Origin of the sequence: Hoeflea sp. IMCC20628 (assembly GCF_001011155.1) — a bacterium.
Lineage (GTDB): Bacteria > Pseudomonadota > Alphaproteobacteria > Rhizobiales > Rhizobiaceae > Hoeflea.
This window is the reverse complement of sequence record NZ_CP011479.1, coordinates 4,035,509-4,049,380: the sequence shown is the minus strand read 5'-3', so window position 1 is coordinate 4,049,380 and position 13,872 is coordinate 4,035,509. Positions and strand designations below refer to the sequence as shown.

At 60.5% G+C, this 13,872-nt stretch carries 12 protein-coding genes; 8 read left to right on the top strand and 4 right to left on the bottom strand.

Annotation, left to right across the window (positions count from 1 at the left end):
* Positions 1 to 28: 28 nt before the first annotated feature.
* From IMCC20628_RS18965 to IMCC20628_RS18955, 3 genes are all read right to left on the bottom strand, one after another.
* Positions 29 to 952 (bottom strand): transposase, encoded by a 924-nt coding sequence (locus tag IMCC20628_RS18965; protein WP_052766551.1) that lies wholly within the window; start codon positions 950 to 952, stop codon positions 29 to 31.
* 208 nt (positions 953 to 1,160) lie between these two features.
* On the bottom strand, positions 1,161 to 2,438 hold the full coding sequence (locus tag IMCC20628_RS18960; protein WP_047029005.1) for an IS66 family transposase: 1,278 nt from the start codon (positions 2,436 to 2,438) through the stop codon (positions 1,161 to 1,163).
* 877 nt (positions 2,439 to 3,315) lie between these two features.
* A complete protein-coding gene (locus IMCC20628_RS18955) occupies positions 3,316 to 4,335 on the bottom strand; it encodes a LacI family DNA-binding transcriptional regulator (RefSeq protein WP_047031495.1) in 1,020 nt (339 codons plus the stop codon).
* A gap of 102 nt (positions 4,336 to 4,437) precedes the next feature.
* On the opposite strand from IMCC20628_RS18955, the gene IMCC20628_RS18950 reads away from it, so the two are divergent.
* The 4 genes from IMCC20628_RS18950 to IMCC20628_RS18935 all read left to right on the top strand — a co-directional run bounded on the left by IMCC20628_RS18950 (position 4,438) and on the right by IMCC20628_RS18935 (position 8,059).
* Entirely contained in the window at positions 4,438 to 5,013 is a 576-nt protein-coding gene (locus IMCC20628_RS18950; protein WP_156174579.1) for a gluconokinase, GntK/IdnK-type, read from the top strand.
* Between the two features lie 25 nt (positions 5,014 to 5,038).
* On the top strand, positions 5,039 to 6,061 hold the full coding sequence (locus IMCC20628_RS18945) for a TRAP transporter substrate-binding protein (RefSeq protein ID WP_047031493.1): 1,023 nt from the start codon (positions 5,039 to 5,041) through the stop codon (positions 6,059 to 6,061).
* A gap of 130 nt (positions 6,062 to 6,191) precedes the next feature.
* On the top strand, positions 6,192 to 6,743 hold the full coding sequence (locus IMCC20628_RS18940) for a TRAP transporter small permease (RefSeq protein WP_047031492.1): 552 nt from the start codon (positions 6,192 to 6,194) through the stop codon (positions 6,741 to 6,743).
* Positions 6,743 to 8,059, top strand: a complete 1,317-nt coding sequence (locus IMCC20628_RS18935) for a TRAP transporter large permease subunit (RefSeq protein WP_047031491.1) — start codon at positions 6,743 to 6,745, stop codon at positions 8,057 to 8,059. The genes IMCC20628_RS18940 and IMCC20628_RS18935 overlap by 1 nt, the downstream gene beginning before the upstream one ends.
* A gap of 187 nt (positions 8,060 to 8,246) precedes the next feature.
* On the opposite strand, the gene IMCC20628_RS18930 is transcribed toward IMCC20628_RS18935, so the two are convergent.
* The gene (locus IMCC20628_RS18930) at positions 8,247 to 8,963 is read right to left on the bottom strand and encodes a Crp/Fnr family transcriptional regulator (RefSeq protein ID WP_047031490.1); all 717 of its coding nucleotides are present in this window, start codon (positions 8,961 to 8,963) and stop codon (positions 8,247 to 8,249) included.
* Positions 8,964 to 9,174: 211 nt separating this feature from the next.
* On the opposite strand from IMCC20628_RS18930, the gene IMCC20628_RS18925 reads away from it, so the two are divergent.
* The 4 genes from IMCC20628_RS18925 to IMCC20628_RS18910 all read left to right on the top strand — a co-directional run bounded on the left by IMCC20628_RS18925 (position 9,175) and on the right by IMCC20628_RS18910 (position 13,645).
* The gene (locus IMCC20628_RS18925; RefSeq protein ID WP_047031489.1) at positions 9,175 to 9,555 is read left to right on the top strand and encodes a response regulator; all 381 of its coding nucleotides are present in this window, start codon (positions 9,175 to 9,177) and stop codon (positions 9,553 to 9,555) included.
* A 146-nt stretch (positions 9,556 to 9,701) separates the two neighbouring features.
* Complete coding sequence (locus IMCC20628_RS18920; protein WP_047031488.1) at positions 9,702 to 11,291, top strand: FAD/NAD(P)-binding protein; 1,590 nt, start codon at positions 9,702 to 9,704, stop codon at positions 11,289 to 11,291.
* A 384-nt stretch (positions 11,292 to 11,675) separates the two neighbouring features.
* On the top strand, positions 11,676 to 12,254 hold the full coding sequence (locus tag IMCC20628_RS18915; protein WP_047032774.1) for a TRAP transporter small permease subunit: 579 nt from the start codon (positions 11,676 to 11,678) through the stop codon (positions 12,252 to 12,254).
* A complete protein-coding gene (locus tag IMCC20628_RS18910) occupies positions 12,254 to 13,645 on the top strand; it encodes a TRAP transporter large permease subunit (RefSeq protein ID WP_047031487.1) in 1,392 nt (463 codons plus the stop codon). The genes IMCC20628_RS18915 and IMCC20628_RS18910 overlap by 1 nt, the downstream gene beginning before the upstream one ends.
* The last annotated feature ends 227 nt before the right edge of the window (positions 13,646 to 13,872 follow it).

The following is a 13,872-nucleotide window of genomic DNA, read 5'->3' as shown; positions in this document are numbered from 1 at the left end:
TTGTGGTGCATGGCAAGGGGGTGGGTAATTACGCGAAATCAAACACACGGCCAAACCAAAGCTGGAAGCGAAGAGGGAGATCATCCTCGCCATGTTCCAGCGCAAAGGCTGTATCACGCGCCAAATGTGCAAGGCAGGTTTGATGTCGATGGCCGTGAGATTGCTGGGCTGAATACCGATCAGATATCCATACCTCGGGGACATGGCCGCCCATGGTCTCGTGAACGACCCGTGCTGCACGGGAGTAATCGGGCTGGTGGACAACGGCATCCTTGCAATGAAAAACCCAGTGTTGGGCATTTGTGCCCTCAATACGCACACCGGTTTCGTCGCTGGCGACAACGCGGGCGGCTCGAAGGCTGGCCTTGGCGGCCTGTGCTGTGGCCTGGAAGCTCGGACGGGAGCGGGCAAACATGTTCATGATCGCGCCCTCGCTCGCATGGAGGCCGAAAATATCCATGAACACACCGCTCAGGCGTTCGTAAGACAATGCATGGAAACTCTTGAGGTAGATCGCCAGCGCGTGAATGCCTGGCCCGAACGGCGTTGCGGTTGCCACGGCAGGTGCGGTGGCTTTTGTCGTCGTGCCGCATTGCGGGCAATGACAGGAAAAACGCCGATGCCGGGTGACATGAGGACGGATCGCAGGAATATCGATCTCGTCATAGGCCCCGGCCAGCACCATCGTATCATCACCGGAAAACGCATGGCCGCATCTCTTGCAGGCGGTCGGTTCATGATCGCGAAACATGTCGGCAAAATCCGCCAGCACCCTATTGTGGGGTTCATGCCCGGGCTTGGCTCCACCCGGTCGTGAGTTGACGCGTTTCTCTTTCTTGTCCGTAGAGGGCGGCTTGGAAGACGTCCGAGAATCCTTGGCAGGCCGTTGGAGCCGAAGCACCATCTCGATCAATTCGTCCTTGCTCAGCTGCTGCAAATCAGTCCGATCCATATCATCATGGATTCAGACATTGTGGTGCATGGCAAGGGGGTGGGTAATTACGTGGTCGGTCATGAAGTTGGTGTTATTTAGCGCGAATTGCGCAATGGCTGGCTGTCGAGTCGGTTGTTGCTAGGTATTGAAGAGTAACATCTGTTTTCTGCGGGGCAATTGGTAATTACCCACCCCTGAATTCGTGATTTCCGGTTCTTCTACCGGCCTATGCCAGGACGGATGCGATGACCTGGAAGGGGTTTGCGCCTTTGAGGCGTGCGGTATCGACTGTCGTGCGTATGTTCGCTTCGGCTTGGGCGGCCCACATGGCGCGATATCCGTTTGTCACCTTTCGCTGAATGACCCATGGACGGAGCTTTCGCTCAGATGTGTTGTTGGTGACATCGACTTCTCCGGGATAGTCGCAAAACGTCAGCAGCTGATCGCGGGCCCGCCCGATCTTGGCCTGGAGCTTTTGGGCCAGGTCGCATGAAGTCGGGGCGCATAGAAGCCCGGCAAGCTGTTTATCGAATTTGCGCTTCTTGCTTGCGACGGTAGACGCAGCGAATGTGCTTATGGCTCTGGCGAAATCAAACACACGGCCAAACCAAAGCTGGAAGCGAAGAGGGAGATCATCCTCGCCATGTTCCAGCGCAAAGGCTGTATCACGCGCCAAATGTGCAAGGCAGGTTTGATGTCGATGGCCGTGAGATTGCTGGGCTGAATACCGATCAGATATCCATACCTCGGGGACATGGCCGCCCATGGTCTCGTGAACGACCCGTGCTGCACGGGAGTAATCGGGCTGGTGGACAACGGCATCCTTGCAATGAAAAACCCAGTGTTGGGCATTTGTGCCCTCAATACGCACACCGGTTTCGTCGCTGGCGACAACGCGGGCGGCTCGAAGGCTGGCCTTGGCGGCCTGTGCTGTGGCCTGGAAGCTCGGACGGGAGCGGGCAAACATGTTCATGATCGCGCCCTCGCTCGCATGGAGGCCGAAGATATCCATGAACACACCGCTCAGGCGTTCGTAAGACAATGCATGGAAACTCTTGAGGTAGATCGCCAGCGCGTGAATGCCTGGCCCGAACGGCGTTGCGGTTGCCACGGCAGGTGCGGTGGCTTTTGTCGTCGTGCCGCATTGCGGGCAATGACAGGAAAAACGCCGATGCCGGGTGACATGAGGACGGATCGCAGGAATATCGATCTCGTCATAGGCCCCGGCCAGCACCATCGTATCATCACCGGAAAACGCATGGCCGCATCTCTTGCAGGCGGTCGGTTCATGATCGCGAAACATGTCGGCAAAATCCGCCAGCACCCTATTGTGGGGTTCATGCCCGGGCTTGGCTCCACCCGGTCGTGAGTTGACGCGTTTCTCTTTCTTGTCCGTAGAGGGCGGCTTGGAAGACGTCCGAGAATCCTTGGCAGGCCGTTGGAGCCGAAGCACCATCTCGATCAATTCGTCCTTGCTCAGCTGCTGCAAATCAGTCCGATCCATATCATCATGGATTCAGACATTGTGGTGCATGGCAAGGGGGTGGGTAATTACGGCAATTGCATGCATGGCTAGTGCTGCGCGCGCATCCCTCCTGTTTTGTACAGCCAACACACCCGTTTATGCATTTTGATTGGGAAACCAGTGATCCGGAATCGCAAAATGCCTACCGCATTGATTGTGAAACTCCCCTGTTCCGCGGATGTTCTATCCCCAATATTTTCCCCACCCTTTCCGCCCATGCGATACTGCCAAAACCTTCCGTCGCAACGGATGGCTGGAGCCCACGGAGCTTTGGCCGGCGGAAGGCGGTGAGGTTTGGCGCGCGGGGCCGCATCGCGGGTCAGACGCTTGCGAAACATCATCCCGGCCAGCATGGACGCCCGTCAGCAAAAAGTGGAGCTGACAGAAAGGTGGTCGTGCGAAGGCCGCAACCGGTGGCCCGGCCTGGCCGGCCCCGGCGGCGTTTGCTGTGTGTCGCACTGCCCGGCGGGCTGGCCGGTCTGCGCGGCGCGCGTCCCACTTGCAGCGCCGGCCTGACAAGTCCCCGGGCGCATGTGGCGGGTTGCCTCGCCTGTTGCCTGGGGAGAGGGCGGGTTCGGCCCTGACCAAGCCGAACAAGACGAAACCGCGCCAGGGCTTGAGGTGATGCGTTCGCAGGAGGAGTTGCCCGCCCGTGCCCGGAAGGCATGGGCATCCGTCACCGGCGGGGCGCGGGAGACTGCGCCAAGCCCTTCTTCGCCACCACCACGGGCCAGCCGCCCGCGCCCCGCACTCCGGTCTCAAACCCGGACCCCGAACTGCCCCAAACCGCCGGCGAAAAAAATTTCGCGCGCGGGGTTTTGGTGTGCCGCCGCCCCAGCCCTCCAGCGAACAGCTGCTAGCCGCGCAGCGTGCTTTGCCGGGCAACCATTTCGAAGCCGAGATCGATTACCGGCTCTTCCGGTTCGTGTCCGTCCAGCGCGTCGGCAAGCATCCGCATGGCGCGTTCGCCCATCTCGTAGCGGTGGGTGCGCACGCTTGTGATCGCCGGATAGGCGGCGGCCATCATCTCCAGATCGTTGAAGCCGCAAATGCCGATCTCGCCGGGCACCGCAAGGCCGCGGCGCTGGCACTCAAACAGCGCGCCCAGCGCCAGATCGTCATTGTTGCACAGGATCGCGTCGGTGTCGGGCGCCCGTGACAAAAGATCCGCCATCAGCATGCCGCCGAGCGTCACTGTCGAGGCCTGCGGCGTGGTGACGATGCGGCGCGCGTCAATCAGGCCGGCTGCACCCATCACATCACGAAACCCTTGCAACCGCCGTTGCGTGCGCGGATCGAGCCGGGCGCCGAGAAAGCCTGGCCTCTTGTAGCCCATCTCCAGCAAGTGCCGGGCCGCGGCGCGCGCGCCTTCCAGATGCGAGAAACCGATCATCATGTCGAGCGGCTGGTCCGAGATCTCCATGATCTGCACGATGCGGCAGGGGGCGGCTTGCAACAGCGCCCGCGTCACCTCCGATTGGTCAATGCCCGAGATGATCAGCCCTGCCGGCCGCTGGCTGAGGAATGTCTTGACCAGCCGCTCTTCCTCCAGTGCCGAGTAGCGCGAATTGCCCAATTGCACCTGCCATTTGCTGCCTTCCGCCGCCGTGTAGACGCCGCGCATGACATCGGCAAAAACATTGTTCGTCACCGACGGGACGATCACCCCGATCACGTTGGTGCGTCCGGCGGCCAGCGCCTGAGCCGCCGGGTCGGGCAGGTATCCCAGCCGCGCGATCACCGCGCGGATGCGTTCCAGCGATTTCGCCGAGACCCGCTCCGGTTCGCGCAAGGCGCGCGATACAGTCATAGCGCTAACATTGGCTTCGCGTGCGACATCGGCAATTGTAATTCCACTATTTCGTTTGTTTTTCAAAGGGCTGCTTGATCAATGTTACGGGTGCCGATTTATAGCATAGTTCTCTTGCTTGACAAATGTTAGCGCTACCAATAGAGCAAAGGCAAGAGGAGGATGGTGATGGCAGGTCAGAGCACCGGCAAGGTCTTGATTGCGATGGGAGTCTGCGGTGCGGGAAAATCCGCGCTGGCCCGTACCCTGTCTGCACGTCTGGATCTGGCCCTGGTCGATGCCGATGATCACCATTCCGAAACAGCCCGTGCCGCCATGTCGCGCGGTGACGCTTTGAGCGATGCCGAGCGGCTGCCCTGGCTTGACCGGGTTGCCGCTGCGGCTGAAGCTGCCGCGCAAGCCCGCGGCGGCGTAGTCATCGCCTGTTCGGCGCTGCGCCGCATCTACCGCGACCGGCTGCGCAGCCATTTGCCTTCAGCCTGCTTCATCCATCTCAGCGGCGAGCGCGACCTGATCGCCAGCCGGCTCGCCGCCCGCCGAGATCACTTTGTCGGTCTGCCGCTGCTTGACAGCCAGCTCGCCACGCTCGAGCCGCTAGGCACGGATGAAAATGGCATGACCGTCGATGTCACGGCATCAATCGAATTGCTTTCCGAAGCGGTGCTTCGCAAGATGGGGGATGCGGCTGCCGCATCTCTCGAAACCGGTCCGGGTCCCGACACGATCGAGACTCGGCAAAACTGAAACGCATACCCGGGAGGTATTTGCTATGTTGAAATCCCTGACCACACTCGCCCTGGCTTCGGTCATCGGCGCTGCCCTTGGCGCATCCGCGCTGGCACAGGAAATGACGATGAAATTCCAGTCGTCTGATCCGGCCGGCAACCCCAATTTCGTGCTGCAGCAGGGCTGGGCCAAAAGCATCATGGAAAAGACCGGCGGCAAGCTCGCCATCGAACTGTTGCCGGTGGAATCCATCGTTGCTCACAACGAGACCCAGGACGCCATCGCCGGCGGCATTCTCGACGGCCACATCACCGACACCTCCTATTTTTCCGGCAAGGATCCGGCGTTCGGCTTGATCGCCAATCCGGTTGGTGCCTGGTCGTCTCCGCAGGAAATGTTTGATTTCATGGCCAATGGCGGCGGCAAGGAGCTGATGAACGAGCTCGTCGAACCCTACGGTCTGCACTTCATCGGCGCCACCACGCCGGGCCTCGAAGCCTTCGTCTCGAAAGTGCCGCTGGATGGCGTCGCTGATCTCAAGGGTCTCAAGCTGCGCGCGCCGGAAGGCCTTGTCCAGCAGGTGTTTGCAGCCGCAGGTGCCGCTCCGGTCAATCTGCCCGGCTCGGAAGTCTTCACCTCGCTCGACAAGGGCGTCATCGATGCCGCCGACTACACGGTCTATTCGTCCAACAAGTCGCAGGGCATGCATGATGTGGCCATGCACCCGGTCTATCCCGGCTTCCACTCCATGCCGCTCGTCGAGATCTCGATGAACAAGGCCAAGTGGGATGCGCTTGACGACGACGTCAAGACAGCACTTGAAGAAAGCGTCGTCGAGTTCGCCCAGAGCCAGGTGGCAGCCCTTGCTGCGCTCGATCTGGCAGCGGTCGCCGAAGACAAGGCCGGCGGCAAGATCACCGTCCATGACTGGTCGGCCGAGGAACGCGCCAAGTTCCGTACCATCGCTACCGGCGAATGGGCCAAGGTCGCCGAGCGCTCCGACAATGCCAAGAAGGTCTACGAAGTGCTGACCACCTACCTCAAGGAAAACGGCCTGATGAAGTAAGCCGGTTTTCCGGTAACCTATCTGCTCAATCCCTGCCGGGCGGTTCGCCGCCCGGCATTTTCTTAAGGAGCCTGCGCGGCGGTTCGCCTCCCGGGCATCTATTGAGCCGGCATCTATTGAGGAGGACGACATGACCGACGACACAACAGCACCCGCCGTCGAAAGAGCCGGGGGCCCTATCACTGAAGCAGGCGCGCTGGGCCGTCTCATCGACCGTATAGGGCTGGTGTTTGCCGCAGGTATCGTCGTCTCGATGGTCATCCTAATCAACGAAGTCGTCCTGCGCTACGTCTTCAACGCTCCCACCATCTGGGCCCACGAGACGACCATTTTTCTCTGCGGCATCGCTTTCATCTATGGCGGACTCTATTGCTCGGCTCACGACCAGCACATCCGGGTGGTGCTGATCTATGACGTGGTGCCGCCGCGCATTCGTCGCGTCTTCGATATCGTCATCTCGCTGATCTGCGCCGCAGCCAGCGCCATTTTTGCATGGGCGGCCTGGATCATGGTCCAGCGCGCCGCCTTCCGCCCTGACGGTTCCTTCCGGCTCGAACGCTCCGGCAGCGCCTGGGATCCGGTCTATCCCGGACTGCTCAAGGTCTTCATGCTCGTCGTGCTGGCGGTGATGGCCGTCCAGTTTGTCATTCTCGCCGTCAATTATGCCCGGGGTAAGCGCTGATGGAAATCTTCGGTTCGCTGCAGTCGCTCGGCATTGAGGGCGGCACCTTCGTCATGCTCGTCATGTTGCTGGCGCTCCTGGTCTCGGGCATTCCCCTGGCCTATGTCACTCTGCTGGTAGCACTTGTCTTCGCGCTTGGCTGGTTCGGGCCGATGGTGGTGCCGCTGATCACCAGCCGGGTCTATTCCTTCGTCTCCTCCTTCGTTTTCGTCTCCGTGCCGATGTTCGTGCTGATGGCGGCAATCCTCGACCGCTCAGGCATTGCACGTGATCTGTTTGATGCCATGAAGCTGCTGGCCGGACGCCTGCGCGGCGGCGTGGCGATCCAGACCATCGCGGTCGCCGTCATCCTGGCCGCAATGAGCGGCATCATCGGTGGCGAGATCGTGCTCTTGGGTCTGGTCGCCCTGCCGCAGATGCTGCGCCTGGGCTATGACAAGCATCTCGCAATCGGCGTGGTCTGCGCAGGCGGCGCGCTTGGAACCATGGTGCCACCGTCGATCGTGCTGATCATCTATGGCCTGACCGCCAATGTCTCGGTCGGCGACCTTTTCACCGCAGCCTTCCTCCCGGGCCTGATGCTCGCCTCTTTCTATGTCATCTACGTTCTGATCCGCGCCCATCTCAATCCGGCCATGGCCCCGGTGCAGGAAGGGCCGCCGGTCCCCACGGCCGAGAAGATCAGGCTGCTCAAGGGCCTTATCCTGCCCTTGCTGGTGGTCACCGGTGTCCTGGGCTCGATCTATGGCGGCATCGCCAGCGTCACCGAAGCTTCCGCCGTCGGCGTCGCCGGTGTCATGCTCTCAACCATCGTCCGCGGCGAGTTCACATTTGCTCTGCTCAAGGGCGCCGCCCTTCAGACGTTGCGCACCGTCGGCATGATCGTCTGGATCGGCATCGGCGCCAGCGCGCTGGTCGGTGTCTTCAACCTGATGGGCGGCATCAAGTTCGTCTCCGATCTGATCACCGGCATTTCCGACAACCCGACCATCATCCTGTTGTTCATGATGTTGATTCTGTTCGTCCTCGGCATGTTTCTCGATTGGGTCGGCATCGCGCTTCTCACCATGCCGATCTTCGTGCCGATCATCGTCAGCCTCGGCTATGATCCGGTCTGGTTTGGCGTGCTGTTCTGCATGAACATGCAGGTGTCGTTCCTGTCGCCACCCTTCGGCCCGGCCGCGTTCTATCTCAAAAGCGTCGCTCCGCCGGATATCACGCTCGCCACCATCTTCCGGTCACTGGTGCCGTTCATCGCCATGCAGATGCTCGCCCTCGCCATGCTGATCGTGTTTCCGGCGATCGCCTGGCACTGATGCTTGTCGCGCTCAAATGGGTTCATTTGAACGCGACATGCATCAATTCAAAGGGCGCGGTAGCTGGTCAGCCAGTCGATTAGCCGTTCCCGCCCGCTCATATTCGCATGGGCGGGGGGCGGATCGGTCGTCTGCCGGGTTTCGTCAATGTTGTTCTGCGCCGGTGACCCGTCAGTTCGATGCCGGGCTAATTCATACGGCCGATAAGCCGCTCATATTCCCGTTCCGGCGTGCCATAGGCATCGCGGGCAAAGGATTCCAGTGCCGGCCGGTCGCGCACGATGATCACCCCGCGCTCGGCCCGGATCAGCAGATTGCCTTCCAGCACATGCAGCGCGGTGGTGACCGATGGCCGCCGCACCGCCAGCATGATCGACAGGAACTCATGGGTCAGCGAAATGTCGTTGCCGTCGGTGCGGTCGTGGCACATCAGGATCCAGCGGGCCAGCCGCTCGTCGATCTGGTGCACCGCATTCGACAGCGCCGTATAGGCCGATTGCACTGCCTGGGTCTGCGCATAGCGCCCCATCAGCGTCTTCACCGCCTCGCACTCGTCGATCACCGCCACGAGCTCGGAACTGCGGATCCGGTAGCCGCTGCCGGCCACCTGCATGAAGGTCGAATAGGGGTCGGACGCAGCCTTCAGCGCCATCGCGATCGGCGTCATGCCATCCCGGCCGAATATGCCGATTTCGGCGCTGTGGCCTTCCGCCGACGGCGCCACAATCGAGCCGATGCCCGATTCGAGAAAATAGCTGTACTCGCTGACTTCGTTGGGCTGGGTGAAGGCATGGCGCCAGGGCAGCTCGACAAATTCCAGATGCGGCGCAATGCGCGCAAAATCCTCCGGCGAGAAATGCGCCAGAAGTCGATTGCGAATGTGGCTTTGCTGAATCTGGGGCAATGCTCGTCCTAGTGAGGAAAGAGCAAAGGTGACTCCCAAGCGTTCGCAAAATACCGAACGATGGTGTCGACCTACTCTCAAAAGATGTTCCATTTATGGTCTTAAAAAAAACGGTACAACCCACGGGCGGTGCTTGGTACGGCAGCGGACCGAAATCCCGGCTGCCCGGAATAAGCGTACAATATCCGTGTTTTAAACCAGAGACGCGTTCATGCACCACCAAACCGGCTCCATCCTGGTCTTGGAAGATCAGCCGCTGATTGCGCTCGACCTTGAAGAGCTGCTGTCAGGTGCCGGTTTCGACAACCTGACGCTGCTGTCGTCCTGCGCCGAGGCCGAATCCTGGCTCAAGTCCAACCGGCCTGACGCGGCAATCCTCGACATCAATCTGCGCGACGGCGAATGCACCGAAGTGGCTCACATCCTCGCGGCGCGCTCCATTCCCTTCATCATCCACTCCGGCAACCTCAAGGCCGAGGCTGATTCGGTGTTTCTGCGGGGCACATGGATCGCCAAGCCGGCGCAGCCGCACGCTTTGCTCACGGCTTTGCACATCTCTCTCGCGGCATCCGAAGCCGCCCGCTCCGACTGACACGACAGCACCGCGCCATCCAGAGCCTCCCCGCCAGTCAGCCCGGCCAGTCAGCCCGGCCTCGCATGCACGCCCCGGAACCGTTGTCTCGCCTGCGCGTTATCCACGACCCCGATTGCGTCCCACCCGAGCCAAGGCCTGACCCCGTGACCCCAGCAACACTCGCCATCATCGGCGCCGGCCCCACCACCGTCTATCTGCTCAAGCATTTGATTGGCCGCGGCCAGAAACTCGACATCACCATCTATGAAGCGGGCCCCGAGGCCGGCAAGGGCATGCCCTATCGCGAGGAGATCAACGCCGATTACATGCTCTGCAACGCCTTCAGCCGCGAAATCCCCGAACTCACCCGCCAGTTGATCGACTGGCTCGAGACCCGCCCCAAATACGAGCTCAGCCAATGGGAACTCTCCGAGCACGACATCAGCGCCCGCGCCTTTTATCCCCGCGTGCTGATCGGCGAATTTTTGCATGACGAATTCCACGCACTGATCGACCAGGCCCGCGCCTCGGGCCACAAGATCAGCCTGCATACCTCCACCCCGGTCACCGACATCGATGTCACAAGCAAGCCGGGCCAGGCGCTGCTGCTCACCCGCGATGCCGCAGCCGATGCCGAGTTTGATGCGGTCATCATCGCCACCGGCCATTCCTGGCCGGAAAACCCGCACATTGATGAGGCTGATCTGCTCTCGCCCTGGCCTGCCACGCGGCTCGAAAGCCTCGCTCCGCAGCATATCGGCATTCTGGGCTCTTCGCTCTCGGCCATCGATGTCGTCGCAGCCCTTGGCCACGCCCACGGCACCTTCGATGAATCCGGCGATCATGTCCGCTGGACCCCCAATGATGCGGCGAGCGGCCTGCGCATCACCATGGTCTCGCGCATGGGCATCATGCCCGAGGGCGATTTCTACTATCCCTTCCCCTATCAGCCGCTCACCTGCATCACCAAAGCCGCCGTTGCCCGCGAAATCGAACAACGTACCGACGGCCTGCTCGCACGCGTCTTCGATCTGCTCTGCCAGGAGCTCGATCACGCCGACCCGTCCTATCTCGAGCATCTCGGCCCCGACGCCAGAACCATTCCCGGCTTCAGTCAGGGCTATTTCCGCCACCGGCAAGAACTCGGCGGGCTCGAGGCGGTGGAGCGCGATTTTGCCGAAACACGCCAGTCGATGCGAAAGCGGCAGACCATTGCCCACCGCTATGCGCTGCTGCGTGGTCACGAGAATTTCGACGCCATCCTGCGCCGCCTTGATGACGCCGACTGGGAACTGTTTCACGACGAGCTGATGCCGGTCTTTGCCGATTGCTACGCCGCCGTGCCGCATCTGTCGCTCAGTCGCATCATCGCCCTGCACCAGGCCGGAATCCTCAAACTCGTCGCCACCGGCGACGACGCCAGCTTCGAAAACAGCTCCGGCGCCAAAACGCCCGGCCCGGTCACCGTCACCACCGCCGACGCCACCCTGCAGTTCGACATCATGATCGATGCCCGCGGACAGCCGCCGGCCAGCCTTGCGGATCTGCCCTTCAAATCCCTGTCCCAAACGCTGACCACCCAAGACCTGCGCGCCCCCTTCAAGCTGAAGCTCCAACCGCAAAATGCCGCAAAGATCTACTGCCTCGCCATGCCGCAGCTTCTGGAGCGTCATCCGTTTGCGCAAGGTCTGGTCAATGTCGCGGAATTGGCCGAGGTGGTGGCGCAGGATTTTTGCGGAGAGGGAAGAGGCTAGCTTGTTGATTACGTATTGCGGCCCGGAACAGGGTTTGGCGCTTTGATCATCGGAGGATAGCGCCCAAGTCAGCCCGGAGGCCAGATTTGCCTTTTCCGGAATGCAGGCAAATCGGTTGCCGGTGAAAGGTCAATATTCCGGTATTTTGACGCGTCTTCGCTGCCCTTGGGCGAACGGCAGCCGGAGAAACGGTAGCCTTTATGGGCATGGGTGCACTTTACTGGGTTGCAATTGCAGGTTACCCCTCTCGTCATTCCAACCACATCCCGGCAAAAGCGAGCCGCCGTTTGGTTTGTCTCCATGATCTGGTTCTTGACTTTTGCGCCCTGCACTTTGATTGAAGGCCAGACAAAAAACAGAACGACAAAAATCGGGACGGGGAAAATGCATTTTCTTGCCGGAATTGCCTCATTGATATGCGCGGTCAATTTGTTCATCGGGCGAACTTTCGCCTGGCTGTCGCTGGCTATCGTCGTCGTCTGCTTCACCGTTGTCGTTCAACGTTATTTGTTCTCGGTCAGCTATCTCTGGATGCAGGATCTTTATATTTGGCTGAACGGCGCGATGTTTACCGCAGTGGCAGGGTTTGCCCTGCTTCGCGACGATCATGTCCGGGTTGATATCTTCTACCGTCCGGCACGTGCGCGAACCCGGGCGCTGGCCGATCTGATTGGCGTGTTTCTCTTTCTGCTGCCGTTTACCTGGGTGGTTTACCAGTACTCGATGCCGTTTGTGGTTCGTGCCTGGAGCTATCGTGAGGCATCGGCGAATGTTGGCGGAATGCCCGGCCTTTTCATTCTCAAGACCTTCATCATCGCCTTTGCGGCACTGATCGCGCTTCAGGGATTGGCCATGGCCATCCGCTCGATCCTCGTTCTTTCGGGCAATGAGCAAATGGTGCCCACTTCAATCCAATACAAGTCTGACCAGCGGCTGACTGATCTGGCCAAGGGAGACGCCTGATGGATCCGGTGATGATGGGCGAAATCCTCGCTGCACTGATGTTTTTTGGCGTGATCGGATTCCTGCTGATCGGCTTTCCTGTTGCCTTCACGCTGGCCGGTGTCTCGCTGTTGTTCGGCGGCGTCGGCATGGCCCTTGGTGTCTTTGATCCTTCCAATTTCGGATCCCTCCCCAACCGCTATATCGGCTTCATGACAAATGAGGTTCTGGTGGCCGTGCCGCTGTTCATCTTCATGGGGGTGATGCTGGAACGTAGCCAGATTGCAGAACAGCTTTTGCTGACCATGAGCAAACTTTTCGGCAACCTTCGCGGCGGGCTCGGATTTTCGGTGATCATTGTCGGTGCGATGCTCGCCGCCTCCACCGGCGTGGTCGGCGCGACAGTGGTGACCATGGGTTTGATCTCGCTGCCGGCAATGCTGCGCGCCGGCTACGATCCGAAGTTGGCCACCGGCGTGATCTGCGCCAGCGGCACGTTGGGCCAGATCATCCCGCCGTCAACCGTGCTGATCTTCATGGGCGACATGCTCTCGGGCATCAACAGCCAGGTGCAGATGGCCAAGGGCAATTTCGCCCCGGTTCCGGTTTCGGTCGGCGATCTGTTCGCCGGGGCGCTGCTGCCCGGGATGCTGCTTGTTTCGCTTTACCTGCTCTGGGTCATTTTCAAGGCGGTCACCGATCCTGCCTCCTGCCCGGCCACACCGGTGCCGCCGGAAGAACGCGCTGACCTGTTCAAAGAGGTTCTCGTGGCACTGGTTCCGCCGCTGCTGCTGATCCTTGCCGTTCTGGGGTCAATCCTGGGGGGAATTGCCACCCCGACCGAGGCTGCCTCTGTCGGGGCTGTCGGGGCGATGGTTCTGGCAGCCTTACGCTGGCGTCTGTCCTTTTCCATCCTCAAGGAAACGGTTGTTACCACTGCGACCATCACCAGCATGGTCTTTGTCATCCTGCTCGGAGCGTCGGTCTTCTCGGTGGTGTTCCGGATGATGGGCGGCGACAATCTGGTTCATGAATTCCTGACCAATCTGCCCGGCGGGCCCATGGCTGCGGTTGCCATGGTGATGCTGATCATGTTCTTTCTGGGCTTCATCCTGGACACCTTCGAGATCATCTTCATCGTCATTCCGATCACCGCTCCGGTGCTACTGGCGCTGGATGTCGATCCGGTCTGGCTGGGCGTTATGGTCGGTGTGAACCTGCAGACATCGTTCCTGACACCTCCGTTCGGCTTTGCCCTGTTTTACCTGCGCGGGGTGGCGCCTGCCGGTCTGCCCACCAGTGCAATCTACCGCGGTGTCGTGCCTTTCGTGGTGTTGCAGATCGTGGCGATTGCCATCCTGTTCATCTTCCCCGAAATCGTCACCTGGTTGCCCCGTCTGGTGGCGGGGTAGAGCCGTTCAGCTTTTAAATGGAAGCCGTTTGACGGAAGGGGTTTTTCGCGTCAGCTAGGAAAACACCGCAGCCACGATGCAGCGCATCGTGCGAGGATTGTGACGACGCTGGCGCGGAAAAGACATCCAGGCGAGGCAGTGAGATATTCCGGTGATCGCAGCGACAGGCCAAGAGGTAATCGTGTGAGCTTGCTCTTTCGCACTCTGGACTGTGTCGCGCACGGCTA